Origin of the sequence: Frigoribacterium sp. VKM Ac-1396 (assembly GCF_015350895.1) — a bacterium.
Lineage (GTDB): Bacteria > Actinomycetota > Actinomycetes > Actinomycetales > Microbacteriaceae > Frigoribacterium.
This window is the reverse complement of sequence record NZ_JADKSD010000001.1, coordinates 793660-820180: the sequence shown is the minus strand read 5'-3', so window position 1 is coordinate 820180 and position 26521 is coordinate 793660. Positions and strand designations below refer to the sequence as shown.

The following is a 26521-nucleotide window of genomic DNA, read 5'->3' as shown; positions in this document are numbered from 1 at the left end:
CCCCATGACCCGGTTCACACCCGACCTCCTCGAGGGCCCGTCCGACGCCGTCGTGCCCGAGTCGCGAGAAGAGGCGGCGGCGACGACGCCGAACCGCCTCGTGCTGACCTTCAGACGCCTGTTCGCCAACCGCGGCGCCACCGTCGGCCTCGTGACCGTCGTGCTGCTCTTCGTCTTCGCGTTCGTCGGCCCGCTCGTCTCGCCATACGCCTACGACTACATCGACTACACGGCCCTGTCGTCGCCGCCGACCGGCGCCCACTGGTTCGGCACGAACAACATCGGCCAGGACGTGTTCGCCCAGACCGCCCGGGGCCTGCAGAAGTCGCTGTTGATCGGCCTGCTCGTCGCGCTGTTCTCGACCGTCATCGCCGGGATGCTCGGTGCGATGGCGGGCTACTTCGGCGGCTGGGTCGACCGGGCCGTGATGGTCTTCGTCGACCTGCTGCTCGTGCTGCCGTCGTTCTTGATCATCGCGATCCTGTCGCCGCGCCTGAAGCAGTACGGCTGGCTCATCCTCGTCGCCCTGCTCGCCCTGTTCGGCTGGATGATCACGGCTCGCGTCGTGCGCTCGCTCACCCTCAGCATCAAAGAGAGGGAGTTCATCCGGGCCGCGCGCTACATGGGCATCGGCCACTTCACGATCATCGTGCGGCACATCCTGCCGAACGTCGCGTCGTTCCTGGTGATCGACGCCACGATCGCGATCGGGGCCGCGGTGCTGACCGAGTCGGGGCTCTCGTACTTCGGCTTCGGCGTGCAGCCCCCCGACGTGTCGCTCGGCACGCTCATCGCCCAGAACCAGAGCGCGGCCACGACCAAGCCCTGGCTGTTCTTCTTCGCGGCCGGCGCCTTGATCGTCTTCGCGCTCGCGAGCAACCTGCTGGGCGACGGCCTGCGCGACGCGCTCGACCCGACCTCGACGGCGGGTCGCACCGGCCGGCGTCGCCGCACGCGCGGCCGAACGGCCGAGGGCCGAGGAGGCGCGGCGCCCCTCGGTCGCACCGGCGGCGTCTCCGAGACCGCGAGCCCCGCCCCCGGGGCCGACGTCGGCTCCGCTGCCCCGCCCCGCACGAACGACGAGAAGGGGGAGCGCGCATGACGCTCACCGAACCGGTCGACCGCACCCGCGCCTCCTCGGCCCCGGTGCTCGAGGTGCACGACCTGACCGTGACCTTCCCGACCCCCGACGGCGACGTGCGCGCCGTGCGCGGCGTCGACCTGACGCTGCGACGCGGCGAGGTGCTCGGCATCGTGGGCGAGTCGGGCTCGGGCAAGTCGGTCACGAGCCTGGCCGTGCTCGGCCTGCTGCCCGCCACCGCCCAGGTGACGGGGTCGATCACGCTCGACGGGGACGAGCTGCTCGGTCGCAGCGACAAGTCGATGTCGGCGATCCGCGGCAAGCGCATCGCCATGGTCTTCCAAGACCCCCTGTCGGCCTTCACGCCGGTCTACACGGTGGGTCAGCAGATCGCCGAGACGGTGCTCATCCACCGCGGAGGCTCGAAGAAGCAGGCTCGCGAGCGGGCCGTCGAGCTGCTCGGGCTGGTCGGCATCCCCGAACCCGAGCGCCGGGTCGATTCGTTCCCGCACGAGTTCTCGGGGGGCATGCGGCAGCGAGCCATGATCGCGATGGCGATCGCCAACGACCCCGACGTGATCTTGGCGGACGAGCCGACCACGGCCCTCGACGTGACCATCCAGGCCCAGGTCATCTCGGTGCTGCGGACGGCCCAGCGCGAGACCGGGGCCGCCTTGATCTTCGTCAGCCACGACCTCGGCGTCATCGCCGGGTTCGCCGACCGAATCGCCGTGATGTACGCGGGTCGCGTCGTCGAGACGGCCACCGCGGACGACCTGTTCGCCCACCCCCGCATGCCGTACACGGTCGGCCTCATCGGAGCGCTGCCACGCCTCGACCAGCGCTCGGACCAGCCGCTCGTGCCGATCCCGGGCACGCCGCCGTCGCTGCTGTCGCTCGCCCCCGGCTGCCCGTTCGCGGCACGCTGCCCGCTGGCGACGGCCGAGTGCCGGGTCGACGAACCCGCCCTCGAGCAGGCCCCCGCGGTCGAGGCCGGCCACCGGGCCGCGTGCCTGCACTCCGACCAGCTCGTCGGCGAGGGCACCGACCCCGAGGACGTCTACGACCTGCCGCCCGCCCTCACCTCGGCCCTCGCCGCGGTGCCCCGGGCTTCTCGCGACCGCGTGCTGCACGTCGACGGGCTGGTCAAGACCTTCCCGCTGACGAAGGGCTCGGTGTTCAAGCGCCGGGTCGGCAGCGTCTGGGCCGTCGACGGTGTCGACCTCGACGTGCGCGAGGGCGAGACGCTCGGGCTCGTGGGCGAGTCGGGCTCGGGCAAGAGCACGACCCTGCACGAGATCATGGACCTCCGCGTGCCCGAGGCCGGCACCATCGAGTTGCTCGGCACGGCCCTCGACCGCAAGCTCGACGCGTCGACCGTCAAGCGGTTGCGCGGCGCCGTGTCGATGGTCTTCCAAGACCCCATGGCCAGCCTCGACCCCCGCCAGCCGGTCAGCGACATCATCGCCGAACCGCTGCTCGCAATCGGGCGGCCCCGTGACGAGGTGTCGCGCCGCGTGCCCGAGCTGATGCGGCTCGTCGGGCTCGAGGCGGCTGCGGCGACCCGCTACCCGCACGAGTTCTCGGGCGGACAGCGGCAGCGCATCTCGATCGCCCGGGCGCTGGCCGCCGACCCGAAGCTGATCGTGCTCGACGAACCGGTGTCGGCGCTCGACGTGTCGATCCAGGCCGGCGTGCTCAACCTGCTGGCCGAGCTCAAGGCGAAGCTCGACCTGTCGTACCTGTTCGTGTCGCACGACCTCTCGGTCATCCGGCACGTGGCCGACCGGGTCACGGTGATGTACCTCGGCCGCACGGTCGAGACGGGCCCGGTCGACGAGGTGTTCGAGCACCCGCTGCACCCCTACACCCAGGCGCTGCTCTCGGCCGTACCGGTGCCCGACCCGGTCAAGGAGCGCGCCCGCGAGCACATCGTGCTGCCGGGCGACCCGCCGACGCCGACCGTCAAGCAGACGGGTTGCCGGTTCCGCAGCCGGTGCCCGCTGTACGCGATGCTGCCCGAGGCCCAGCGCTCTCGGTGCGAGGACGAGGTGCCCACCATGCTGCCGCACGGCCGCGACGGCGCCGACCACACGGCCGCCTGCCACTTCGCCCGCGAGAAGCAGCTGGTCTGAGGTCGCCGAGACCCCAGGAGGTCGCCGAGACACTCGCGCGCGCACGAGTGTCTCGGCGGTTCACCGGGGTCTCGGTGCGCGTGCCGGCGGTGCGCGTGCCGGCGGGCAGGCGCGCGGTGCTAGCCGACGAGCACGAGGGCGGCCGCGACGGCCAGCACGTCGACGGCCACCGTGGCCCAGAAGGCGACCTGGAACGACCGCTTGCTCGTCTTGTGACGCAGCAGCTGCTGTGCGACGAGGGCTCCGGGCCAGCCGCCGAACAGCCCGAGCAGCAGCAGGACGCGTTCGGGTACGCGGCGTCGTCCGTGGCGGGCGGCGGACTTGTCGACGGCGTAGACGACGGCCGTCGCCAGGCTGAGCACGAGGGCGCCGCCGATCAGCCAGGGCACGGCGTCGTCGACGGCCGTCGCCCGAGCACCGGTCGTGGCGAGCACGCCCACGGCGACCACGATCGCCACCGCGAGCACGAGCCCCACGACGAGCGCGACCCGCCCGCCTCGGGTCGGGCGCGGCGCCCGGGCCCGGGGCGCCGACCACCGGCCACCGACCGGTGCGACGCGGACCGCCGCCGGCCCCCGGTCGCCGTGCCGGTCGACCTCGTACGAGAAGGCGTCGCCCACGCGCGGCCGGGCCGACCCCCGGCTGAACGCCGTGATGTGCACGAAGGCACGACCCCGCCCCGAGACCGGGGTGAGGAACCCGAACCCGCGGTCGTCGTCCCACGAGGTGAGCGTGCCCTCGATCCGGGCCGGACTGCCGGTCATGCGCCCGACCCTAGCCCGCGCTGGCCGTGTGCCCGCCGCCGCCCGAACTGCCCTGCCGCCTGAACTGCCCTGCCGCCTGCCCTGCTCTGCCGACCCGGCACCCGCCGCTTCGCTTCGCGCCACGAAGTGGACACCGCGCCACGTCTTTCCGTGGCGCGGTGTCCACTTCGTGGCGGCGTGGGCTCCGCGGGCTGGTGTGCGGGAGGCGCGGCGGGCGTCAGTCGCGACGGATCGCCGCGTAGGTGCCACCGGTGGCGCGCACGAGGTCGTCGGGGGCGATCTCGATGTCGAACCCGCGCCTCCCGCCGCTGACGAACACCGACGGGAAGGAGGCGGCGCTCGCGTCGACGACGGTCGTCGCGGCGGTCTTCTGGCCGAGCGGGCTGATGCCGCCGACGACGTAGCCCGTGCGGCGTTCGACCAGGGCGGGGTCGGCGAGCGAGGCCTTCTTCGCTCCGACGGCTGCGGCGAGGGCCTTGAGGTCGAGGCGACCGGAGACCGGGACGACTCCCACGACGAGGGTGCCGTCGGCGTCGGCCACGAGGGTCTTGAAGACGCGCTCCTCGGACAGGCCGAGCTCGGCCGCGGCCTCCTCGCCGAAGTTCGTCGCCGTGTCGTGGTGCTCGTAGGTGTGCGGGGTGAAGGCGATGCCGGCCGCGGTGAGCGCGACCGTGGCCGGCGTGGCGGGGCCGCGCGCGCCTCCTGCGGTCGGTTTCGTCACGCGCCGGTCTCGACGGCGTCGCCGGTCGTGCCGGTCGCGTCGGCCCCGTGGGTTGCGTCGGCCCCGTCGGTGGCGTCGGCCTCGCCGCTCGTGCCGGCCTCGTCGGTCGTGTCGGCGTCGACGGTCACGCCGCGGAACAGCACGACGGTCGGCCCCGAGACGATCAGTTCGTCGCCGGGGGCGGTGTCACGGGGCAGGCTCCGGTCGTCGCTCGACCACAGGGCGTCGTACGAGGTGACGCCCTCGTGGCGGGGGAGCGTCACCGTGACGCTCGTCTCGGCACCGTGCACCACGACCAGCACGGTGTTGGGCGCCTCGTGCTCCGGGGTCGAGACGGCGAGGTACTGCAGGGTGCGGACGCCCGGGTCGTTCCACTCGTCGGGCCGCATCTCGTCACCCGAGGCCGAGTGCCACGACATCTCGTTGGCGCTCAGCGTGCAGGCGCCGTCGAGGCCGAAGCGCGACGGGCGCAGCGCGGGGTTCTCCGCCCGCAGCCGGGCGAGCGTCGCGACGTCGTCGTGCAGGTCGCGGTGCCAGGGCTCGTCGGTCCAGTCGACCCAGGTCAGCTCGCTGTCGGTGCAGTACGCGTTGTTGTTGCCGTGCTGGGTGCGACCGCGTTCGTCGCCGGCCGTCAGCATCGGGATGCCGGCCGAGACGAACAGGGTGGCGAGCAGGTTGCGCATCGAGCGGCGTCGGGCGTCCGAGATCCAGGGGTTGACGCTGTCGCCCTCGACGCCGTGGTTGAACGAACGGTTGTCGTCGGTGCCGTCGCGGTTGGCCTCGCCGTTGCTGAGGTTGTGCTTGCCGTCGTACGAGACGAGGTCGAGCAGCGTGAACCCGTCGTGCGCCGTGACGAAGTTGACGCCCGACAGCGGGCCGCGCTCGCGGGCGTAGATGTTGCTCGACCCGCTCAGCTTCGAGGCGAAGGTGCCGAGACCCGACGGGGGAGCACCCTGCGACCGCGCGGCGGCGATGTCGGTCAACCAGAAGTCGCGGGCCCGGTTGCGGAAGCGGTCGTTCCACTCGATCCAGCCCTCGGGGAAGGCGCCGGTCTGCCAGCCGCCGAGCCCGACGTCCCACGGCTCGGCGATCATCTTCACGCCCTCGAGCGCCGGGTCGTTCACGATCGCCGAGAGCAGCGGGTGCTCGGGGTCGAAGACGTGGTCGGCGCCCCGCCCGAGGGTGGCCGCCAGGTCGAACCGGAACCCGTCGATCTGCACCTCGTTCGCCCAGTAGCGCAGCGAGTCGAGCACGAGTCGCGAGGCGGCGGGCGTGCTGGTGTCGAGCGAGTTGCCGCAGCCGGTCACGTCGACGGGTCGGCCCTCGGCGTCGTGTCGGTAGTAGGCGGCGCCGTCGAGACCACGGAGGCTCGTCACCGGCCCGCCGACCTCGCCCTCTTCGGCGGTGTGGTTGTAGACGACGTCGAGGTAGACCTCGATGCCGGCCTCGTGCAACAGGCGCACCATGCCCTTGAACTCGCGAACGATCGCGGACGCCCCGGCGAGCTGGGCGTCGCGGCTCGCGTACGCGGCGTGCGGCGCGAAGTAGTTCAGGGTGTTGTAGCCCCAGTAGTTCTCGATGCCCTGCGCGACGAGGCGCTGCTCGTCGACGTGCTGGTGCACCGGCAGCAGCTGCACGGCCGTGACGCCGAGCCCCTGAAGGTAGGCGATGGTCGACTCGGCGGCGAGGCCGGCGTAGCTGCCCCGCAGCTCTTCGGGCACGAACGGCGCCAGCCGGGTGAGGCCCCTGACGTGCGCCTCGTAGACCACGACCCGGTCGAGCGGCGTGCGCGGCTTCTCGACCCCGCCCCAGTCGAACGCCTCGTCGACGACCGCCGAGCGCCACGTGCCCCGGCCGGTGCGACCGAGCCCCCGCGCGTACGGGTCGAGCAGCTCGAGCGACGGGTCGAAGGCGCTGCCCGGGCCCGAGGGGCCGTCGGCCCGCAGCCAGTACCGGCGACCGGGGGTGAGGGCGCCGTCGGTGGCGCTCCAGACGTCGTGCTCGTCACGCACCATCGGCACGACACGGTCGTGAGGGGCGTCGTCGATCACGAGGTCGACGCGCGTCGCCGACGACGACCAGACCCGCAGGGTCGGCCCGTCGGGGCCGGTGCGGACGCCGAGGTCGCGCAGGGGGTCGAGGTCGGTCACGGCACTTACAGTAGAGGAGGCGCGCGTCGGCCCCGAAATCACCTGGCGTCACCGGCGCACCCGCCCCACCCCAGCCTGAGGACCCTTCCATGAGCGTCTACCTCGACCACGCGGCCACCACCCCGATGCACCCGCTGGCCATCGCCGCCTATGCCGAGGCGCTCGGCACCGTGGGCAACCCGTCGTCGATCCACTCGGCCGGGCAGAACGCCAAACGGGTGCTCGAAGAGGCCCGAGAACGCGTCGCCGTGACCCTCGGCTGCGACCCGATCGAGGTCGTCTTCACCTCGGGCGGCACCGAGGCGGTCAACCTCGCGATCAAGGGACTCTGGTGGGCGAGGCAGTCCGACCGACCGCGCCCGCGCCTCCTCGTCCCGGCCGGCGAGCACCACGCGACCGTCGACACCGTCGAGTGGCTCGAACGGTACGAGGGCGCCGTCGTCACCTGGCTGCCGCTCGACGAGCAGGGCCGGCTGCGCGTCGACGCGCTCGCCGCGGCCCTCGACGAGCACGACGACGTCGCCCTCGTCAGCCTGCTCTGGGCCAACAACGAGGTCGGCACGATGCAGCCCGTCGACGAGGTCGTCGCGCTCGCCGCCGCCCACGGCGTGCCCGTGCACTCCGACGCGGTGGCGGCGTACGGCCAGGTGCCGATCGACTTCGCGTCGTCGGGGCTCGCGGCGCTCAGCGTCAGCGCACACAAGATCGGCGGGCCGATCGGCATCGGAGCTCTCGTGCTGTCGCGGTCGGCGACGGTCGTGCCCCTCATCCACGGCGGCGGCCAGCAGCGGCAGGTGCGCTCGGGCACCCAGGACGCCCCGGCCGCCGTGGCCTTCGCCGTCGCGGCCGAGCAACCGCACGCCGACTACGAGCCGTTGCGCGACCGCCTGGTCGCCGGCGTGCTGGCCTCGGTGCCCGGCGCGGTGCTGCGCGGCGACCCCGTCGACCGGCTACCGGGCAACGCCCACTTCACCTTCGAGGGGTGCGAGGGCGACTCGTTGCTGTTCTTGCTCGACGCCGCCGGGGTCAGCGTGTCGACCGGGTCCGCGTGCCAGGCGGGCATCCCCGAACCGTCCCACGTGCTGCTCGGCATGGGGCTGTCGCCCGACGCGGCCCGCGGGGCGCTCCGCATGACCGTCGGTCACACCTCGACCGAGGCCGACGTCGACGCCCTGCTCGCCGCACTGCCCGACGCCGTCGCCCGGGCCGGCCGAGCCGGCTACGCCGACCGCACGCCCGCCCTCGGCGCCCGCTGACGCCGGGCGCGCCCGCCCGGGCTCGCGCGCATCCGTCGTCACGTCGCCGCCCACCGGCGACGGGCGGGCACACTGTGAGCATGCAGCTCTACTCGTCGTCACCCCTCGTCCGTGCCCGCCAGGTGACCGGCGACGTGGTGGCGATCGGCCTCGTCGTCGTGTTCGTCGTGCTCGGGGTGGCGATCGCGGGCTTCATCGGCACCTTCGCCGACCTCGGGCGACAACTCGAGGAGGCGGGGGCCGGCTTCCAAGGGACAATGCAGGACGCCTCGCGCGCGCTGGCCGGGGTGCCCCTGGTCGGTGATGCCGCCAGCGCACCCTTCGACGGAGCGAGCGGTGCCGGGCAGGCCCTCGCCGACGCCGGACGGCAGCAGCAGGACGGCGTGGCCCGCGCCGCGCTGGTCGCGGGTCTCGTCGTGGCCGGGGTGCCGAGCCTCGTGGTGCTGTGGGTCTGGCTGCGCGGGCGGATCGCCTTCGCGCGCCGCGCCTCCTCGACCCGGTCGCTGCTCGCCCTGCCCGGCGGCGACGACCTGCTCGCGCTGCGGGCACTGACCGGCCGTGACGCCCGGGCGGCGCTCGCCGTGTCGCCCGACCCCGTCGCGGCGTGGCGAGCGGGCGACCCCGAGGTCGTCCGGCGCCTCGCCGACCTGGCCCTGCGTGACGCGGGCGTCGCGCGGCGCTGACGGGCGAGCCCGCGGGCCCACCCGCACGTCGCCCCCACCCGCGCCGGGTAAGCTCGGGGACCATGATCGCACTGGATTTCTCTGAGCAGATTGCCGCCCTCCGGGCCACGTTCGAAGACATCCGTGCGGTGATCGGGCAAGACCGTCTCGTGGCCGAGATCGCCGAGCTCAGCGAGCAGGCCTCGGCACCCGACCTCTGGGACGACACCGAGAACGCGCAGAAGGTCACCAGCGCCCTCAGCCACCGGCAGTCCGAGCTCGAGAAGCTCGAGACGACCGAGCAGCGGCTCGACGACCTCGAGGTGCTCGTCGAGATGGCGAACGACGGCGACGACCAAGAGAGCGCCGACGAGGCCCAGGCCGAGCTCAAGGCCCTGCAGAAGATGATGGACGTCCTCGAGGTGCAGACCCTGCTCGACGGCGAGTACGACCCGCGGCCCGCGGTCATCACGATCCGCGCCGGTGCCGGTGGGGTCGACGCCGCCGACTTCGCCGAGATGCTGCTGCGCATGTACCTGCGCTACGCCGAGAAGCACGGCATGTCCGCGACGGTGATGGACACCAGCTACGCCGAAGAGGCGGGGATCAAGAGCGCCACCTTCGAGATCGACGCGCCCTACGCGTTCGGCACCCTGAGCGTCGAGGCCGGCACGCACCGTCTCGTGCGCATGAGCCCGTTCGGTGCGGCGGGCAAGCGTCAGACCAGCTTCGCCGCGGTCGAGGTCATCCCGCTGATGGAAGAGACCGAGTCGATCGACATCCCCGAGAACGACATCCGCGTCGACGTGTTCCGGTCGTCGGGCCCCGGTGGTCAGAGCGTCAACACGACCGACTCGGCCGTCCGCCTGACGCACATCCCGACCGGCACCGTCGTCTCGATGCAGAACGAGAAGAGCCAGATCCAGAACCGGGCCGCCGCCATGCGCGTGCTCCAGTCGCGCCTCCTGCTGCTGCAGAAAGAGGCCGAGAACGCCAAGAAGAAAGAGCTGGCGGGCAACATCACGGCCAGCTGGGGCGACCAGATCCGCAGCTACGTGCTGGCGCCGTACCAGATGGTGAAAGACCTTCGCAGCGAGCACGAGGTGAACAACCCCTCGAACGTCTTCGACGGCGACCTCGACGGTTTCATCTCGGCCGGCATCCGCTGGCGCAAGCGCGACGACCAGGACTAGCACCGCAGCGAGTCGTTGCGCCGATCGTCCTGACCCGCGCTTAGGGTGATCCCCGTCATGATTCGGTTTGATGAAGTCACCAAGGTCTACGTCGGCAACCCCCGGCCCGCGCTGAACGCCGTCACCCTCGAGATCCTCAAGGGCGAGTTCGTGTTCCTCGTCGGGGCCAGCGGCTCCGGCAAGTCGAGCTTCTTGCGGCTCGTGCTGAAAGAAGAGAAGCCGTCGCAGGGTCAGATCCACGTGCTCGGGCAGCGTCTCGGCACGCTCTCGAGCCGCAAGGTCCCGTACTTCCGACGCAACCTCGGCGTGGTGTTCCAGGACTTCCGCCTGCTGCCGCAGAAGAACGTCTTCGACAACGTCGCGTTCAGCCTGCAGGTGATCGGCAAGAGCAAGGGCTTCATCCAAGAAGCCGTGCCCGACGTCCTCAAGATGGTCGGCCTCGTCGGCAAGCAGCACCGCCTGCCGCACGAGTTGTCGGGCGGTGAGCAGCAGCGCGTCGCGATCGCGCGGGCGATCGTCAACAAGCCCGCCATCCTGCTCGCCGACGAGCCGACCGGAAACCTCGACCCCTCGACGAGTGCGGGCATCATGACCCTGCTCGAGCGCATCAACGCCGGGGGCACCACGGTCATCATGGCCACGCACGACGCCGGCATCGTCGACCAGATGCAACGTCGCGTGATCGAGCTGAGCGCGGGCAACATCCTGCGCGACGAGCGACACGGCGGCTACCAGACGCAGGCGGTGCCCATCCAGGCCATCGGAGTCGAAGACCTGAGCACGAGAGGGGCGGACGCATGAGACTCGGACTCGTCCTGAGCGAGGTCGGCAGCGGCCTGCGCCGCAACGCGTCGATGGTCGTCTCGGTCGTGCTCGTCACGTTCATCTCGTTGACCTTCGTCGGCACGGCCGCGCTGCTGCAGATGCAGATCACGCAGATGAAGGGCTACTGGTACGACAAGGCCCAGGTCGCCGTCTACCTCTGCACCGACACCGACACGACGGGCAACTGCACCGGCGCGATGGCGACGCAAGACCAGAAGGACGGCGTCGAGGCACAGCTGCAGAGCGACGTGCTCACGCCGTACGTCGACAAGTTCTACTTCGAGGACCAGACCGAGGCCTACGACCGCTTCAAGCAGCAGTTCGCCGACAGCCCGGCCACCGAGTTCGTCCAGCCCGCGTACCTCAACGAGACCTTCTGGGTGAACCTGAAGGACCCCACGCAGTCCGACGTCCTCACCGAGAGCCTGTCGAGCCTCGCCGGCGTGCAGAGCGTCGTCGACCAGCGGGGGTACCTCGACCCGATCTTCTCCGTGCTGAACGCCGCGAGCTACACGGCCATCGGCATCGCCTCGCTGATGCTGATCGCCGCCGTGCTGTTGATCGCGACCACCATCCGCCTGAGTGCCTTCAGCCGACGGCGAGAGCTCGGCATCATGCGCCTGGTCGGTGCGTCGAACCGGTTCATCCAGACGCCGTTCATCCTCGAGGGGGTGATCGCGGCCCTCGTGGGCTCGGTGCTGGCGGGTGCGGCGATCGTCGCCATCGTCAACTTCTTCGTGAAGGGCTACCTGGCCGTGACCTTCCAGGGCACGCCGTTCATCGGCCTGCGCGACGCCGCCCTCGTCGTGCCGATCGTCGTCGTCGTGGGCATCCTGCTCGCGGCGCTGAGCGCCAACGTCGCGATCAGGCGCTACCTCAAGGTCTAGAGCCGCGGCAGAGCCGAGGAGGCGCGGTGTCCGTCGAGCGGGCACCGCGCCTCCTCGGCTCTGCCTGTATACTGAACGGCTGCCTGTCGGCAGCACACCACCCGAACGACCAGGAGGCCCAGCGTGGCGAAAGAACGCGGTGAGAAGGTCGTGGCCACGAACCGCCGCGCGCGCCACGACTACACGATCGACACCACCTACGAGGCGGGCATCGTGCTGAGCGGCACCGAGGTCAAGTCGCTGCGGCAGGGGCGGGCGTCGCTGGTCGACGGGTACGCCTTCGTCGACGCCGGCGAGGCGTGGCTCGACGCCGTGCACATCCCCGAGTACACCGAGGGCACCTGGAACAACCACGCGCCCCGACGCAAGCGCAAGCTGCTGCTGCACCGCCACGAGATCGACAAGATCGGGCAGAAGACCAAAGAGGGCGGCTTCACGGTCGTCCCCTTGAAGATCTACTTCAGCGACGGCCGGGCCAAGGTCGAGATCGCCCTCGCCAAGGGCAAGCGTGAGTACGACAAGCGGCAGACGCTCCGAGAGCGCACGGCGACCCGCGAGGCCCAGGCCGCCATGTCCGCCCGCAAGCACCTGGGGGAGTGACGCCGTCCTGGGCGACGGCCCCCACCGCGGTGGCGCGATCGCCACGGACGACGTAGACTGATGGGCCGCACGGATTCGTGCGTTGGTAATTCAAGAGCGTGTGACGACGGCCCCCTCATGGGGATGATCGGTTTCGACATCGCCTGTGTGCGAACGAGAAGCGGGCCGAGGATCCAGGGTTATCTCGTAAACGATCTCTGGAAAACAATAAGTGCCAATAACAAGCGCACTGACTTCGCTCTCGCTGCGTAAGCAGTAGAGCCACATGGAGTCCGTCAGTCTGGTGACCGCCTTCTAACCAGATCCTGACGTCATTTAGATGGCTAGCTGTGTGACTGCGCCTGGGGGTCACACGGGACTTGCACTCGGGCTGGGCTCGTCGACCTAGAAGCCAGTAGCAAAGGTCGGAGCCGAGCAGAACGTCTCATCTGGCTACGCCCGTAGAATGCGTGCAATCTCAGCGATGGACGGGGGTTCAATTCCCCCCATCTCCACCATCGGTCGTCGTCACACGACTCGCGAACACGAACGCCCCCGCCTGATCAGGCGGGGGCGTTCGTGCGTCCGGGGTGACTGCCCGCGGGACGCGGGACGGCCCCCGCCGCTGCCACGCGGGACGGCCCCCGTCGCTGCCGAGGCAGCGACGAGGGCCGTCGTCGTGGTGCGGGGTGTTACTCGGCGGGCGTCTCGGCGACGGCCAGCTTCGCGCGACGACGAGCCGCGATCAGCAACAGCGCGCCGGCCAGCAGCGCGGCGGCGCCGATGCCGGCAGCCGTCTCGGTGCCCTCCGAACCCGTGTAGGCGAGGCCCGAGGGCGTCGTCGGGGTGGCGGCGGTCACGACGGCGGCGACGACGGTGAAGTCGACGGGGTCACCCGTGGCGACCGCGGTGGTCTCGCCCGCGGCGTTCAGCGCGAACGAGAACGGCGCGATGGTGTACGCACCGGGGACGAGACCGGTGACGGTCGAGCTCCAGTTGCCCGCGGCGTCGACGACGATCGTGCTCTCGGCCTGGGCCTGCTCGAAGGGCTGCGACGACTGGGGCTGTCCACCCTGGGCGTAGATGACGAAGGCCACGCGGGCGCCGGGCGTGCCGGTGCCGGTGACGTTCAGCGTGCTGCCGACGACGGCCTGGCCGGCGCTGGGCGAGGTGACGACCGGTGCTTCGAAGGGGGCGACGGCCGCGGCCTCGAGGGTGAAGTCGACCGGGGTCGACGGGGCGGAGACGATCGGGGCGCCGGTGCCGTCGAGCACGGGGTCGCCGTTCTCGTCGAGCAGAGCCTGGACGGCGACGGCGGTGTACTCGGCGGGTGCGAGGGCCAGCGTGACGGTCCAGTTGCCGTCGGCGTCGACGACGATGCGGTCGGCCGGGTCGTCGGCGAGGGTGCTCACCGAGTCGGTGGGCGCGACGACGAGGCCGATGTCGGCCCCGGGGGTGCCCGTTCCTTCGAAGGTGACCTCGGTGCCGGTGACGGTCTCACCCTGCTCGGGCGAGGTGATGACCGGGGTGTCGAGCGCGTCCGGCGTGGTCGGGGGGACCACGGCGGCGGGCAGGACGAACGAGACCTCGGTGTCACCGGTGCCGGAGCCGCCCGTGACCTCGGTCACGCGGACGGTCTGGTTGCGGTCCGCGTCGTCGGGGTAGGTGTATTCGAGCGACCACTGGCCGTCGACGACGGCGACGGCGCCGGTACCCGGCAGGCGATCGTCGTTCGTGTCGAGCACGTTGACGGTCGAGCCCGAGAGGCCGGTGCCCGAGAAGGTGACCGTGCGCGAGTCCAGCTCTTGGCCTGCCTTGGGCGTGACCACCTCGAAGGTCTCGACGGGAGCCACGGCGGGGAGGGTGAACGACCGCGTGACGGTCGGGTCGAAGCCGCTGAACCCCTTCTCGCCGTCGACGAAGATGGTCTGAGTCTCGTCGGCGTCGTCCGAGTACTGGATCGTCGTCGAGAATGCGCCGGAACCGTCGGTGGTCGTGCGCGCGAGCACGGTGCCGTCGGTGTTCGTGTCCTTGATGATCACGTTGGCGTCGGCGATGGCCGTGCCGGCCACGGTGACCAGCCGCGAATCGGTGGGCGTGTCGGCGAGCGGCGACGTGACCATGAGGTCACTGTCGACGGCCTGCGCCGCGGTGGTGGAGAGGAGGGCCCCTCCGAGGGCGAGCGTGAGGACGGCCGGGACGGCCACCGCACGGCGCCAAGAGAACTTGGTGATCACGTGGTGAGTGCTTTCTTGTTCGGTGGTGCAAGCGTCATCGCTTGTCCGCCCCCAGCCCAGCGCCAGGTGAGACATGCCGTGCCGGCCCGGAGGGCAGCACCGTTCGAACCTATCGACAACCTGAGAAAACGACACCGTTCGGTCCAGAATGCGACGGGTGGTTCAGGTGGCACCCGAACGTCACCCGTTCGCGGGTGGCGATCTGCGGCAGACCTGCTATCGACCCGTTCGGGGGTCACGCCGGGGCGGGCCCCGACGACCCTCGCCGCACGAGCGACGCCGGCGGCGCGTCCACCGAGGCGACGGCCTCGCCTGCCATGACGGACAGCAGCATGCCCGCGGCCAGTTCGCCGATGCCCTGCACGTCGTGGCTGACGGCCGAGAGCGAGGGGGTCGACAGCTGGCACTGTGCCGAGTCGTCCCACGCGACGAGGGTGAGCCGGCCGGGCACGTCCACCCCGAGCCGCCGGGCCGCGGAGAGCCCGCCGAGCGCCATCTGGTCGTTGTCGAACACGACGGCCGTCGGGGGCGTCGGCCCCGAGAGCAGCCGCGAGAGGGCGGCTGCGCCGGCGTCCCACGAGTAGTCGCCCTCGATCGTCTCGACGACGGACGAGGAGGCGCGGCTCGCGGTGACCAGCGCCTCCTGCCTCACCTGCGTGTGCAGCAGGGCCATCGGGCCCGACACGTGGGCCAGGCGGCGGTGCCCGTCCGCCACGAGTGCGGCCACCGTGTCGCGCATCGCGAGGCCGTCACCGGTCCACACGGCGGGCAGGTCGCCCGAGAGCGCCGGGTCGCCGAGGACGACGGCGGGCAGGCCGAGCGCACCGAGCAGGGCGGGCCGCGGGTCGTCGTCGGTGAGGTCGACCAGCACCACCGCGCCGAAGTCGCCCGAGGCCGCCCAGCGTCGGTAGGCCGTCAACTCGGCGTCGCGGTCGGCGAGGGCCTGCAGCAGCAGGGTGTGGCCCCGGGGGCGCAGCACGCGTTCGATGCCGGCGATCAGTTCGTGGTAGAACGGCTCCGCCCCCAAGATCTCGCCGGGGCGGACGAGGGCGAGACCGACGCGACGGCGGTCGCCCGGGCCGGCAGGGGCCACCCGGGTGTCGACGATCGAGTCGGTCATGAGCCCGAACCTACAGCCCAGACAGGTCGGAGCGACGCACGTGGTGACCCGCGAGACCGACCCGAGCACGCGAGCCACGTCGGCCGCCCCGCACCCCCCGCAGGCACAGCCGCCGCCGCCGCAGCAGCCGCAGCCGCCGCAGCCGCAGCCGCAGCAGCAGACGAGCCGCGACCTCGTCGTCGACCTCGTGCGCTCGTCGGGTCCGATCAGCCGGGTCGAGCTCGCCGAGGCCAGCGGGCTGACGCAGGCGTCGATCTCGACGATCGTCCGTCGGCTGCTCGACGAGGGGCTCGTCCGCGAGACCGGGCGGGCGGCCTCGACTGGCGGCAAGCCGCGCACGATGATCGAGGTCAACCCCCGGGCGGTCTACGGCATGGGGGTGCAGATCGGGTCGGACTCGCTCACCTTCGTCGTCACCGACCTGCGCGGGGGAGTCGTCGGGCGCCTGCAGATCGACGCGGGGGCCGCCGCCTCCGACGACGTCACGGCCGCGGCGGTCCGCATCGTCGACGGCTTCCACGACGTCGTCGGCAGCCTCGGGCTCGCGAGCGGTGCGGTCGCCGGGCTCGCGGTCGTGGGCCCCCGCGCCACCCTCGCGCACGGCGTCCGCACCGGGCCGCGTTCGACAGAGAGCGCGCTCCACGCCGGGCTGCACGCGGCGGTCGCCCTGCGGCTCGGTCTGCCGGTCGTGGTCGACAACGACGCCGCGGCCGCCGCGCTCGGCGAGTTCTGGAGCCGCCAGGTGCCGCGGACCGAGACGTTCGCCTGCGTCTACCTCGGCACGGGCGTCGGGGCCGGCGTGGTGCTCGACGGCGCCCTGCACCGCGGGGCGAGTTCGGGCGCGGGCGAGCTCGGCCACGTCTCGATCGACCTCGACGGCGAGCCCTGCTACTGCGGCAACCGCGGCTGTCTCGAGCTCGCCGCCTCGCCGGCCGCGGTCGTGGCCCGTGCGCACCGCGACGCGTCCGCGTTCGACGACCTCGGCCTCACGTACGCCCCCGGCGGCGTGGCCCGCGACTTCGACCTGCTCGCCCGCGCCGCCGTCGCCGGGCATGCCGCGGCCGACGCACTCGTCACGCGGGCCGCGGGGCAGCTCGCCGCGGGCGTCGTGACGCTCGCCAACCTGCTCGACCTGGACCGCGTCGTGCTGAGCGGCCCCGGGGTCGCCGTGGCCGGTTCGATCTACGCCCGGGCCGCCGTCGACGCGCTGGCCCGCCGGGCTTTCTCGCGCGGGGTGCACACCACCCGGGTCGAGGTCTCGACCGACCCGCGCGACGCGGCCGCGATCGGCGCGGCCGCCCTGGTGGTGCAGCGGGCCATCGCGCGCTGACCCCGCCGCGGTGCCCGAGGCCGGCCCGCGCCTCCTCGGCTCCGCACCGCATGTCGTGCACCGCACCGCGTCTCGTCGGGGTGCCGTGCACGAAACGCGGTGCGGTGCGGTGCGGTGCGGGCCGACGGCACCGGCCGACGCCGTGCGCTGCGGCACCCCGAGGAGGCGCGGGTCACGATCGCGACACGGCCTCAGCTCTTTCTTGACTCGCTTACGTAAGTCGTCTAAGAAAGACCTCGGGACCAGGCGACGGCGCCTGGCACGACGAAGGGTCGACGATGCCTCTCTCCATGACCATCCGCCGAAGGGCCGGGCTCGGTGCGATCGCGATCGCCGCGGCCGCCGGTCTCGTGCTGACCGGCTGCACCGCCTCGGGCGGCGGCGACGAAGGCGGCATCACCGCCAACACGGGCCCGTCGGGCGACCTGACGGCGAACTTCAACCCGTTCTCGGCCACGGCCGACAGCACCTCGCAGGGCCTGCTCTACGAGCAGCTCTTCTACTACAACGTGTTGACCGGGGCCGACCCCAAACCCGTCCTCGGCGAGAAGTACGAGTGGAACGACGACGGCACGCAGCTGACGGTCGACCTCCGCACCGGGGTGACCTGGAGCGACGGCGAGGCCTTCACGGCCGACGACGTCGCCTACACGTTCCAGACGATGCTCGACAAGCCCGAGCTCAACCGCGTCGGCTTCGAGGGCACGGTCGAGGCCACAGACGACGACACGGTCGTCTTCTCGTTCGACTCGACGTCGTTCGTCAAGGGGCCCGACATCCTCGGCCAGGCCGCGATCGTGCCCGAGCACGTCTTCTCGAAGCTCTCCGACATCGCGACCGACCCGGTCGAGAAGCCGATCGGCACCGGGCCGTACATGCTCGACACCTTCACCCCGCAGAGCTACGTCTACAAGGCGAACCCGAACTACTGGCAAGAGGGCAAGCCCGAGATCAAGAGCATCCGGTACATCGCCCTGGCCAACAACACGTCGGCGACCGACGCGATCGTCGGCGGCAACCTCGACTGGTCGAGCATCTTCATCCCCGAGGCCGACAAGGTGCTCGGCAGCAACCCCGACGTCAGCTACGTCGCGACCCCGCTGCAGCAGATCACGCTGATGACCTGCTCGAACGCCGACCTCGGCTGCACGGGCCCGCAGACCGACCCGGCCGTCCGGCAGGCGATCTACCAGGCGCTGAACCGCGACCAGCTGAACGACCTCGCGTTCTCAGGCACGAACAAGCAGATCTCGCCGACGTTCATGACCCTCGGTCGTGACGACGACTACATCAGCCCCGACGTGCAGAAGGAGACGCCGATGACGGCCGACACCGCGGCCGCCGACCAGCTGCTGCAGTCGGCCGGCTACGTCAAGGGCTCGGACGGCATCTACGCCAAGGACGGTCAGAAGCTGTCGCTCGAGATCCAGGTGGTCACGGGCTACTCGGACTACATCGCGGCGATCGACGCCATGGCCGAGCAGCTGCGCGCGGTCGGCATCGAGATCACGCAGAGCGCCAAGTCGTACAACGAGTGGGTCGCGGCCCGCAACAACGGTCAGTTCCAGCTGACGATGGACTCGCTCGGCCAGGGCCCGTCGACCGACCCGTACTACATCTACAACGGCAACTTCGACTCGACCACCACCTCGCCCGTGGGCGAGCAGGCGATCAACAACTTCGCCCGCTACTCGAACCCGACCGTCGACGCCGCCATCGTCGCGGCCGAGCAGACCGACGACGTCGCCGAGAAGACCCAGCAGTACTACACGATCCAGAAGGAGATCGTGAAGGACATGCCGTACATCCCGGTGCTGCTGCAGGCCACGCTGACCGAGTTCAACAGCTCGAAGGTGACCGGCTGGCCGACGGGTGACGACGACACCGAGAACTTCCCGGCGACGTGGAAGGCCTGGGACAACGTCCAGACCGTCCTCAACCTGAAGCTCAAGTGATCGTGGTCGGAACCGAGAAGGTCAGGAGGCGCGGGTGAGGTACGTCGCCCAGAAGGTCGGCTTCTACGCGGTCGCGTTGTTCGCGGCCCTGACGCTGAACTTCTTCATCCCGCGGTTGCTGCCCGGTGACCCGGTGGACATCCTGCTGGCCAAGATGCAGCAGAAGGGCCCGGTCAGCGAGGCGACCGTGACCAGCCTGCGCCTCCTTCTCGGGTCCGACTCGGACGAACCCCTGTTCTCGCAGTACGTGCAGTACCTCGGCAACCTGGCCCGGGGGGACCTCGGCATCTCGGTGTCGTACTTCCCGGCCGGGGTGTCGACCATCATCGGCCAGGCCATCCCGTGGACGATCGCCCTGATCGGCATCGCGACCATCTTGTCGTTCGTCTTCGGGGTGGGCCTCGGCACGCTCGCCGGCTGGAAGCGCGGGTCGGTGCTCGACAACTTCATCCCCGTGACGACGATGTTCCAGGCGGTGCCGTACTTCTGGCTCGCGCTGATCCTCTTGTACGTGTTCGGCAGCATCCTGCGGGTGTTCCCGCTGTCGGGTGGGTACGACGTGTACGAGGCGACACCGGGCCTGAACGCGACGTTCATCCAGAGTGCGGTGCTGTACGGCACGCTGCCGGCGCTGACGATCATCATCTCGTCGGTCGGCGGCTGGCTGCTCGGCATGCGCAACATGATGGTGTCGACCCTCAGCGAGGACTACATCGTCACCGCCGAGGCGAAGGGCCTGTCGCCGATGCGCATCCGCCAGACGTACGCCGCCCGCAACGCGGTGCTGCCGCAGTTCGCCGGGTTCGCGATCTCGCTCGGCTTCGTCGTGTCGGGGTCGATCGTCACCGAGCAGGTGTTCTCGTACCCGGGCATCGGCAACGCGCTGTTCACGGCGACGCAGAACAACGACTACGCGCTGATGCAGGGCATCTTCTTGGTCATCACCCTCGCCGTGCTGGGGACGAACTTCATCGTCGACCTGATGTACGGCTTCATCGACCCGCGCACGCGCGCCAAGCGTTAGGACGACGAGCATGTCCACGATCGACCTCGGCCAGCTCGCCGACCCGAACTCGCCCACCGGCGACAGCGGTGCAGGCACCGGCCGCACGGGCCTCACGAGGGTCTTCCCGCACGTGACGCCCAAGCTCTGGGTGGGGGCGGGCATGATCGCCGCCATCGCCCTGTTCGGCCTGATCTTCCCGTTCGTCGTGCAGAACCCGCAGGCGATCAGCGACGTCGGCCTGAGCGCCCCGAGCGGCGACCATCTGCTCGGCACCACCCAGACCGGGCAGGACGTCTTCGCCCAGCTCGCCTACGCCACCCGCGGCTCGCTGTTGATCGGCCTGCTGGTCGGCGTCGTGGCGATGGCGCTCGCCATCGTCTTCGGCGTGATCGGCACCTACGTCGGCGGGTTCGTCGACGAGGCGTTCTCGCTGTTCTCGAACGTGGTGCTGGTGATCCCCGGGCTGCCGCTCGCGATCATCGTGTCGAGCTACGTGCCGCAGAAGGGCCTCGTCGTGATCGCCTTCGTGATCGTCATCACGAGCTGGGCGGCCAGCGCGCGCGTGCTGCGCGCCATCACGCTCAGCCTCCGGTCGCGGGACTACGTGGCGGCGTCGCGGGTGTCGGGCGAGAAGACCTGGCGCATCGTCGCCGTCGAGATCCTGCCGAACGTGCTGCCGGTGCTGGCGAGCCAGTTCTTGTTCGCGGTGATCTTCGCGATCCTCGCCGAGGCGGGCTTGTCGTTCTTGGGGCTCGGCGTCTCGGGGCAGTTCACCTGGGGCTCGATGCTCTACTTCGCCCAGAACGGACTCGCGCTGCGACTCGGCGCCTGGTGGTGGTTCGTGCCGCCGGGGCTGCTGATCGCCCTGCTCGGCTGCGCGCTGTCGCTGATGAACTTCGCCATCGACGAGATCATCAACCCGAAGCTGCGCGACCAGACCCGGGCCGGCGTCAGCCGGGCCGACCGCAAGCGACTGGCGCGCGCCGAGGCCGCCGCCGGCACCACCGAGGGGGCCACCGCATGAGCACCGTCCTGACCGTCGAGGACTTCAGCGTCGACTACGCCGTCGAGCACCCCGTGCACGCCGTCAAGAACGTCAGCTTCGAGCTGGCCCGAGGCGAGATCCTCGGGCTCGCGGGCGAGTCGGGCTGCGGCAAGACGACGCTCGCCTACGGCATCAACCGGCTGCTCAAGTCGCCCGCCGTCATCACCGGCGGCCGGGTGGTCTTCCACGACGCCGAGGGGGCCGACATCGTGCTGCCCGAGCTCGACGACAAGGCGCTGCGGGCGTTCCGCTGGGACAAGCTGTCGATGGTGTTCCAGGGGGCGATGAACGCCCTCAACCCGGTCACGACGATCCAGGCACAGCTCGAGGACGTCTTCAAGACGCACCGGCCGTACTGGAAGAAGGCCGACCGCGTCGAGCGGGCGGGCAAGCTGCTCGAGACCGTCGGGGTCGACCGCACTCGTCTGAAGTCGTACCCGCACGAGCTCTCGGGCGGCATGCGCCAGCGCGTGATGATCGCGATGGCGCTCGCCCTCGGCCCGCAGATGATGATCATGGACGAGCCGACGACCGCCCTCGACGTCGTGGTGCAGCGCGAGATCCTGCGCGAGATCAAGCGGCTGCGCGACGAGCTGGGCTTCGCGGTGATCTTCATCACGCACGACCTGCCGCTGCTGCTCGAGATCAGCGACCGCATCGCCGTGATGCGGGCGGGCGAGATCGTCGAGATCGGCGAGTCGACCGAGCTCTACACGAACCCGCAGCACGAGTACACGAAGAAGCTGCTCGGGTCGTTCCCGAGCCTGACGGGCGACCGCGGGGCGTTCATCCGCAGCGGGGTCGACGAGACGGCCGGGGGCGGCGCGACCCGCGCGTCCTCGGGGCACGAGCAGGCGACGTCCGTCGCCACGAGCACAGGAGGCGCGGCGTGAGCACGCTCGAGTTCCGCAACGTCGTCAAGGACTACCGGGTGCGCGGGGGACGAGGTGAGAAAGGTCGCCTCCGCGCGGTGAACGACGTCAGCTTCACGCTCGAGGCCGGCAAGACGGTCGCCCTGGTCGGGGAGAGCGGCAGCGGCAAGTCGACCATCGCGAAGATGCTGCTGCAGCTCGAACGGCCGACGAGCGGGTCGATCGTGCTCGACGGCGCTGTCGCGCCCCGGCACGGCGAGGCGCTGCGGCGCTACCGCAGCGACGTGCAGATGGTGTTCCAGGACCCCTTCGCCTCGCTCAACCCGTTCCACTCGATCGGGCACCACCTGGCACGGCCGCTGCTGCTGCACGGCAAGGCGACCCGGTCGACGGTCGACGAGAAGGTGCGCGAGCTGCTCGGGCGCGTGCAGCTCGGCCCCGCGGCCGACGTGGCCGCCCGGCGGCCGCACGAGCTGTCGGGCGGGCAGCGGCAACGGGTGGCGATCGCCCGGGCCCTGGCGCCCGAGCCGCGCATCCTGATCGCCGACGAGCCCGTGTCGATGCTCGACGTGTCGATCCGGCTCGGGGTGCTCAACCTGCTCGCCGAGCTGCAACGGCAAGAGGACCTGGGCGTGCTCTACATCACGCACGACCTGGCGACGGCCCGCCACTTCTCGGACGAGATCCTCGTGATGTACAAGGGGCAGGTGGTCGAGCGGGGCACGCCCGACGACGTCATCCTGAACCCGCAGCACCCCTACACGCAGCAGCTCGCCGAGGCCGCGCCCGACCCCGAGAAGCGCATCGCCGAACGCCGGGCCGCCCGCGCCTGACCCTCGCCCGACTCCACGCCACACACTCGATCGCTGGGAGCGACATGAGCACCACCGAGACCACCACCACGACGACGACCCGCGCGACGCAGCGCACCGTCCGCACCCTGCACGCCGGCTGGAGCCTGCGCAGCACCGCCGGCCCCGTGCCGCCCGAGATCGCGGCCGTCGACGTGCCCGCGACCGTCCCGGGCACGGTGCACACCGACCTGCTCGCGGCCGGCCTGATCGTCGACCCCTACATCGACGCGAACGAGCACCTGCTCGCGTGGATCGGGCAGGCCGACTGGTCGTACACGTCGACCTTCGACTGGGCGCCGGGCGACGACGGGGCCGGCCACGATCGGCACGACCTGGTCTTCGCCGGGCTCGACACGGTCGCCACGGTGCTGCTCAACGGTTCGGTGGTGGCCGAGACGCGCAACCAGCACCGCACCTACCGGGTCGCGGTCGACGGCCGGCTTCGCGAGGGGTCGAACGACCTCGAGGTGCGCTTCGCCTCGCCGGTGGCCCACGCCGACGCACAGAGCCTGGCGCTCGGCTACCGGCCGCACGTGAACCACCACCCCTACAACGCGATCCGCAAGATGGCGTGCAGCTTCGGGTGGGACTGGGGCCTCGACACGGCGACCTCGGGCATCTGGAAGCCCGTCACGCTCGAGTCGTGGTCGAGCGTGCGGCTGGCGGCGGTGCGACCGGTCGTGACGGTCGACGGGTCGCGGGGCGTCGTCGACGTGCACGTCGACCTCGAGCGCGCGGGCGCCTCGACCGGCGCCGCACCCGACGGGGTCACCGTCCGGGCGACCGTCGGCGACGTCACGCAGGAGGCGCGGGTCGAGCCGGGCGAGGACTCCGTCGTCCTGCAGGTGGTCGTCGACGACCCCGAGCTGTGGTGGCCGCGCGGGCACGGCGGGCAGCCGCTGTACGACGTGAGGGTCTCGGTGACCGGGGGAGCGGACGGGGACGCGAGCCGCGCCTCCTCGGGTGGTGACGGTGACGTGGTCGACGCGACCCGCGCCTCCTCGGGTGGGCGACTGCTCGACGAGTGGTCGTCGCGCATCGGGTTCCGGTCCGTCGAGGTGCGGGTCGACCCCGACGAGGTCGGGACGAGCTTCACGGTCGTCGTCAACGGCGAACCGCTGTGGATCAAGGGCGCGAACTGGATTCCCGACGACGCGTTCCCCCACCGCATCGGGCGCGACCGCTACCTCCGGCGCATCGAGCAGGCCGAGTTCGGCAACGTGAACCTGCTGCGCGTGTGGGGTGGCGGCATCTTCGAGTCGGACGACTTCTACGAGCTGTGCGACGAGCGGGGCATGCTCACCTGGCAGGACTTCCTGTTCGCGTGCGCGGCCTACGCCGAGGAGGAGCCCCTGCGCGGCGAGGTCGAGGCCGAGGTGCGAGACAACGTGACCCGGCTGATGACGCACCCGAGCCTCGTGCTCTGGACGGGCAACAACGAGAACATCTGGGGTCACGACGAGTGGGGCTGGCAGCGCCGACTCGACGGGGCGACCTGGGGGCTCGGCTACTACCTCGACCTGCTGCCGGCGCTCGTCTCCGAGCTCGACCCGGGGCGTCCGTACGCGGCGGGCAGCCCCTGGTCGGGCAGCCTCGACGTCGCGCAGAGCGACCCCGACCACGGGTCGGTGCACCTCTGGGAGCAGTGGAACCGCACCGACTACCCGACCTACCGTGACGTCGTGCCGCGGTTCGTGGCCGAGTTCGGCTGGCAGGGACCGCCGACCTGGTCGGCCATGACGCGGGCCATCCACGACGAGCCGCTCACGCCCGAGTCGCCCGGCATGCTCGTGCACCAGAAGGCGATGCAGGGCAACGACAAGCTGACCGACGGGTTGCTGGCGCACTACCGGCTGCCCGACGAGATCGAGGCGTGGCACTGGGCGATGCAGCTCAACCAGGCGAACGCGGTGCAGGTGGCGCTCGAGCACTTCCGGTCGCACGCCCCGCGTTGCATGGGGGCCGTGGTGTGGCAGCTCAACGACTGCTGGCCCGTGACGTCGTGGGCGGCGGTCGACGGCGACGGGCAGCGGAAGCCGCTGCTCTACGCGATGCGGCACGCGTTCGCCGACCTGCTCGTGACGATCCAGCCGCGCGACGGCGGTCTCGCGGCCGTGGTGGTCAACGACACCGAGGAGGCGCTGGTCGGCCCGCTCACGCTGCGGCGCGTCGCGTACGACGGTCGCGTCCTCTCGGAGTCGACCGTCGACGTGGTGGTGGCCGCCCGAGACACCGTGACCGTATCTGTGCCTGCCGACGTCGCCGCGTTCGGTTCGCCGGAGTCGGAGCTCGTCGTCGCCTCGGTGCCCGGAGTGAGGCGCGGACTGTGGTTCCCGGTCGAGCCGCGGGAGTCGGCGCTCGCCGCGGCGTCGCTGTCGACGTCGGTGACGGTGGTGCCCGTGGGGTCGGGTGCTGGCCCGGGCTACCGGGTCGAGGTGACGGCAGGTTCGCTCGTGCGTGACCTGGCGCTGCTCGTCGACAAGGTCGACCCCGCCGCGACGGTGGACGAGATGCTGGTCACGCTGCTGCCGGGCGAGACGGTCGTCTTCACCGTGGTGTCGGACGTCGCGGGGGTGGGCGACGGGCTCGTCTCGGGGCGGGTGCTGCGGACCGCGAACGAGCTGGTGGGGTGAGGCGTGGCCCCCGTTCGGGGCTGGCCCGAGAGCCGAAAAACGTGTGGCCCCTTGTTATAGTCGGGTGAGCTTCGGCCGAGATCCGTGACCGAGTGCTAGGGGAGCAGGCCGCATGAGCGACATCTTCACTCTGACCTCGGACGACGACGGGGGGCACGGCGAGCCGGCCCCGGGCACGAAGCGCAAGCGGCGCCTGTCGAAGCCGGTCGTGGCGCTCATCACGTTGGCGTCGGTGCTGGTCGGGGTCTTGGTGGTGGTCGGCGTCGTCGGGGGCGTCTACGCCGCACGGCTCGCGAGCTCGTTCGACGACAACGCGACGAAGATCGACCAGGCCTTCCCGGCGGAGTCGACGCGCCCGGCGCCGACGTCCGACGGTGCGATGAACATCTTGCTGATGGGTTCGGACTCTCGAGCCGACGCGACGACGATCGACGACGCCTCGGCGTCCGACCAGCGGACCGACTCGATGATGCTGGTGCACGTCGACGCCGACCGCGAGAACGTCTACGTGATGTCGATCATGCGCGACCTCTACGTGCCGATCCCCGACCACGGCTCGAACAAGATCAACGCGGCCTTCGCCTACGGCGGCTCGCCCCTGACCGTCCAGACCGTCGAGCAGCTGCTGGGCGTCCGCGTCGACCACGTCGCGATCATCGACTTCGAGGGTTTCAAGGGCATGACGACGGCGCTGGGCGGGGTCGACGTGACGTCGGCGCAGGCCTTCTCGGCCGGGCAGTACTCGTACACGGCGGGCGTCAACAACCTCGAGGGTGATGCCGCGTTGGCCTTCGTCCGCGAGCGGCACGCGTTCGCGGACGCCGACTTCACCCGAGTGAAGAACCAGCAGGCGTTCGTGAAGGGCCTGGCGAACACGATCCTCAGTCGTTCGACGCTGACCGACCCGGGCAAGATCTCGGCCTTCGTCACGGCCATGTCGCCCTACCTGACCGTCGACAAGCAGTTCGACGTCGGCACGATCGCCTCGCTCGGCTTCGGCCTGCGCTCGATCGACGGCTCGGCGATGCACTTCTTCACCATCCCGACCGCCGGCACCGGCTCGATCGGCGGCCAGTCGATCGTCAACGTCGACCAGCCCGGCCTTGAGTTACTGAAGTCCGCGCTGGGTACTGACACACTCCTGGAGGCTGGTTTTGGTTCATAGCGACCTGAACTCAGGCTGCGGTGGTGATGCGGGCCGCCCCTTTGTCACAGC

The 26521-nt window shown here is 71.0% G+C and carries 21 protein-coding genes and 1 other RNA gene; 17 read left to right on the top strand and 5 right to left on the bottom strand.

Annotated elements, in window-relative coordinates; translation table 11 throughout:
- Positions 1 to 4: 4 nt before the first annotated feature.
- Together ITJ55_RS03815 and ITJ55_RS03810 are read left to right on the top strand one after the other, a co-directional pair.
- On the top strand, positions 5 to 1102 hold the full coding sequence (locus ITJ55_RS03815) for an ABC transporter permease (protein WP_194594146.1): 1098 nt from the start codon (positions 5 to 7) through the stop codon (positions 1100 to 1102).
- Positions 1099 to 3216, top strand: a complete 2118-nt coding sequence (locus ITJ55_RS03810) for an ABC transporter ATP-binding protein (protein WP_194594145.1) — start codon at positions 1099 to 1101, stop codon at positions 3214 to 3216. The genes ITJ55_RS03815 and ITJ55_RS03810 overlap by 4 nt, the downstream gene beginning before the upstream one ends.
- A 119-nt stretch (positions 3217 to 3335) precedes the next feature.
- On the opposite strand, the gene ITJ55_RS03805 is transcribed toward ITJ55_RS03810, so the two are convergent.
- The 3 genes from ITJ55_RS03805 to glgX all read right to left on the bottom strand — a co-directional run bounded on the left by ITJ55_RS03805 (position 3336) and on the right by glgX (position 6851).
- On the bottom strand, positions 3336 to 3980 hold the full coding sequence (locus tag ITJ55_RS03805) for a DUF1294 domain-containing protein (protein ID WP_194594144.1): 645 nt from the start codon (positions 3978 to 3980) through the stop codon (positions 3336 to 3338).
- 217 nt (positions 3981 to 4197) lie between these two features.
- On the bottom strand, positions 4198 to 4701 hold the full coding sequence (gene ybaK / locus ITJ55_RS03800) for a Cys-tRNA(Pro) deacylase (protein ID WP_194594143.1): 504 nt from the start codon (positions 4699 to 4701) through the stop codon (positions 4198 to 4200).
- On the bottom strand, positions 4698 to 6851 hold the full coding sequence (glgX, locus tag ITJ55_RS03795) for a glycogen debranching protein GlgX (protein WP_194594142.1): 2154 nt from the start codon (positions 6849 to 6851) through the stop codon (positions 4698 to 4700). Before glgX ends, ybaK begins: the two co-directional genes overlap by 4 nt.
- An 89-nt stretch (positions 6852 to 6940) precedes the next feature.
- Between glgX and ITJ55_RS03790 the strand changes: the two genes are divergently transcribed.
- From ITJ55_RS03790 to ssrA, 7 genes are all read left to right on the top strand, one after another.
- Positions 6941 to 8107: a cysteine desulfurase family protein gene (locus tag ITJ55_RS03790; protein ID WP_194594141.1), complete on the top strand. Its 1167-nt coding sequence runs from the start codon at positions 6941 to 6943 to the stop codon at positions 8105 to 8107.
- An 80-nt stretch (positions 8108 to 8187) separates the two neighbouring features.
- Entirely contained in the window at positions 8188 to 8790 is a 603-nt protein-coding gene (locus tag ITJ55_RS03785) for a hypothetical protein (RefSeq protein WP_194594140.1), read from the top strand.
- A 62-nt stretch (positions 8791 to 8852) separates the two neighbouring features.
- Complete coding sequence (prfB, locus tag ITJ55_RS03780) at positions 8853 to 9962, top strand: peptide chain release factor 2 (RefSeq protein ID WP_194594139.1); 1110 nt, start codon at positions 8853 to 8855, stop codon at positions 9960 to 9962.
- A gap of 57 nt (positions 9963 to 10019) precedes the next feature.
- Positions 10020 to 10763, top strand: coding sequence for a cell division ATP-binding protein FtsE (gene ftsE / locus ITJ55_RS03775; RefSeq protein ID WP_043593759.1), 744 nt, complete (start codon positions 10020 to 10022; stop codon positions 10761 to 10763).
- Complete coding sequence (gene ftsX, locus ITJ55_RS03770) at positions 10760 to 11674, top strand: permease-like cell division protein FtsX (RefSeq protein WP_194594138.1); 915 nt, start codon at positions 10760 to 10762, stop codon at positions 11672 to 11674. The genes ftsE and ftsX overlap by 4 nt, the downstream gene beginning before the upstream one ends.
- A 123-nt stretch (positions 11675 to 11797) precedes the next feature.
- Complete coding sequence (gene smpB / locus ITJ55_RS03765) at positions 11798 to 12274, top strand: SsrA-binding protein SmpB (RefSeq protein ID WP_056257192.1); 477 nt, start codon at positions 11798 to 11800, stop codon at positions 12272 to 12274.
- 119 nt (positions 12275 to 12393) lie between these two features.
- Positions 12394 to 12771: a transfer-messenger RNA gene (gene ssrA / locus ITJ55_RS03760) on the top strand.
- A 174-nt stretch (positions 12772 to 12945) separates the two neighbouring features.
- Here ssrA and ITJ55_RS03755 read toward each other — a convergent pair.
- Positions 12946 to 14490, bottom strand: a complete 1545-nt coding sequence (locus ITJ55_RS03755) for a hypothetical protein (protein WP_194594137.1) — start codon at positions 14488 to 14490, stop codon at positions 12946 to 12948.
- Between the two features lie 235 nt (positions 14491 to 14725).
- Positions 14726 to 15610, bottom strand: coding sequence for a LacI family DNA-binding transcriptional regulator (locus tag ITJ55_RS03750; RefSeq protein ID WP_194594136.1), 885 nt, complete (start codon positions 15608 to 15610; stop codon positions 14726 to 14728).
- Here ITJ55_RS03750 and ITJ55_RS03745 point away from each other — a divergent pair.
- The 8 genes from ITJ55_RS03745 (at position 15609) to ITJ55_RS03710 (ending at position 26470) form a co-directional block, all read left to right on the top strand.
- On the top strand, positions 15609 to 16940 hold the full coding sequence (locus ITJ55_RS03745) for an ROK family transcriptional regulator (RefSeq protein ID WP_194594135.1): 1332 nt from the start codon (positions 15609 to 15611) through the stop codon (positions 16938 to 16940). The genes ITJ55_RS03750 and ITJ55_RS03745 overlap by 2 nt on opposite strands.
- 290 nt (positions 16941 to 17230) lie before the next feature.
- Positions 17231 to 18895: an ABC transporter substrate-binding protein gene (locus tag ITJ55_RS03740; RefSeq protein ID WP_194594134.1), complete on the top strand. Its 1665-nt coding sequence runs from the start codon at positions 17231 to 17233 to the stop codon at positions 18893 to 18895.
- A 34-nt stretch (positions 18896 to 18929) separates the two neighbouring features.
- Positions 18930 to 19919 (top strand): ABC transporter permease, encoded by a 990-nt coding sequence (locus tag ITJ55_RS03735; protein WP_194594133.1) that lies wholly within the window; start codon positions 18930 to 18932, stop codon positions 19917 to 19919.
- Positions 19920 to 19929: 10 nt separating this feature from the next.
- Positions 19930 to 20925 carry an ABC transporter permease gene (locus ITJ55_RS03730; protein ID WP_194594132.1) on the top strand — a complete coding sequence of 332 codons (996 nt, stop codon included), beginning with the start codon at positions 19930 to 19932 and terminating at the stop codon, positions 20923 to 20925.
- Complete coding sequence (locus ITJ55_RS03725) at positions 20922 to 21839, top strand: ABC transporter ATP-binding protein (RefSeq protein ID WP_194594131.1); 918 nt, start codon at positions 20922 to 20924, stop codon at positions 21837 to 21839. The genes ITJ55_RS03730 and ITJ55_RS03725 overlap by 4 nt, the downstream gene beginning before the upstream one ends.
- Positions 21836 to 22651, top strand: a complete 816-nt coding sequence (locus tag ITJ55_RS03720) for an ATP-binding cassette domain-containing protein (protein ID WP_194594130.1) — start codon at positions 21836 to 21838, stop codon at positions 22649 to 22651. Before ITJ55_RS03725 ends, ITJ55_RS03720 begins: the two co-directional genes overlap by 4 nt.
- A 44-nt stretch (positions 22652 to 22695) precedes the next feature.
- Complete coding sequence (locus tag ITJ55_RS03715) at positions 22696 to 25305, top strand: glycoside hydrolase family 2 protein (RefSeq protein ID WP_194594129.1); 2610 nt, start codon at positions 22696 to 22698, stop codon at positions 25303 to 25305.
- Positions 25306 to 25417: 112 nt separating this feature from the next.
- Positions 25418 to 26470 carry an LCP family protein gene (locus tag ITJ55_RS03710; protein WP_194594128.1) on the top strand — a complete coding sequence of 351 codons (1053 nt, stop codon included), beginning with the start codon at positions 25418 to 25420 and terminating at the stop codon, positions 26468 to 26470.
- Positions 26471 to 26521 lie beyond the last annotated feature (51 nt).

Bases quoted from the DNA above. Each gene is read 5' to 3' on its own strand.
- ITJ55_RS03805 (WP_194594144.1), bottom strand. From the start codon at position 3,980: ATGACCGGCAGTCCGGCCCGGATCGAGGGCACGCTCACCTCGTGGGAC.
- ITJ55_RS03715 (WP_194594129.1), top strand. From the start codon at position 22,696: ATGAGCACCACCGAGACCACCACCACGACGACGACCCGCGCGACGCAG.
- ITJ55_RS03710 (WP_194594128.1), top strand. From the start codon at position 25,418: ATGAGCGACATCTTCACTCTGACCTCGGACGACGACGGGGGGCACGGC.
- ITJ55_RS03785 (WP_194594140.1), top strand. From the start codon at position 8,188: ATGCAGCTCTACTCGTCGTCACCCCTCGTCCGTGCCCGCCAGGTGACC.
- ITJ55_RS03790 (WP_194594141.1), top strand. From the start codon at position 6,941: ATGAGCGTCTACCTCGACCACGCGGCCACCACCCCGATGCACCCGCTG.
- ftsX (WP_194594138.1), top strand. From the start codon at position 10,760: ATGAGACTCGGACTCGTCCTGAGCGAGGTCGGCAGCGGCCTGCGCCGC.
- ITJ55_RS03725 (WP_194594131.1), top strand. From the start codon at position 20,922: ATGAGCACCGTCCTGACCGTCGAGGACTTCAGCGTCGACTACGCCGTC.
- ITJ55_RS03815 (WP_194594146.1), top strand. From the start codon at position 5: ATGACCCGGTTCACACCCGACCTCCTCGAGGGCCCGTCCGACGCCGTC.
- ITJ55_RS03740 (WP_194594134.1), top strand. From the start codon at position 17,231: ATGACCATCCGCCGAAGGGCCGGGCTCGGTGCGATCGCGATCGCCGCG.
- ITJ55_RS03745 (WP_194594135.1), top strand. From the start codon at position 15,609: ATGAGCCCGAACCTACAGCCCAGACAGGTCGGAGCGACGCACGTGGTG.
- ITJ55_RS03810 (WP_194594145.1), top strand. From the start codon at position 1,099: ATGACGCTCACCGAACCGGTCGACCGCACCCGCGCCTCCTCGGCCCCG.
- prfB (WP_194594139.1), top strand. From the start codon at position 8,853: ATGATCGCACTGGATTTCTCTGAGCAGATTGCCGCCCTCCGGGCCACG.
- ITJ55_RS03750 (WP_194594136.1), bottom strand. From the start codon at position 15,610: ATGACCGACTCGATCGTCGACACCCGGGTGGCCCCTGCCGGCCCGGGC.
- ftsE (WP_043593759.1), top strand. From the start codon at position 10,020: ATGATTCGGTTTGATGAAGTCACCAAGGTCTACGTCGGCAACCCCCGG.
- ITJ55_RS03730 (WP_194594132.1), top strand. From the start codon at position 19,930: ATGTCCACGATCGACCTCGGCCAGCTCGCCGACCCGAACTCGCCCACC.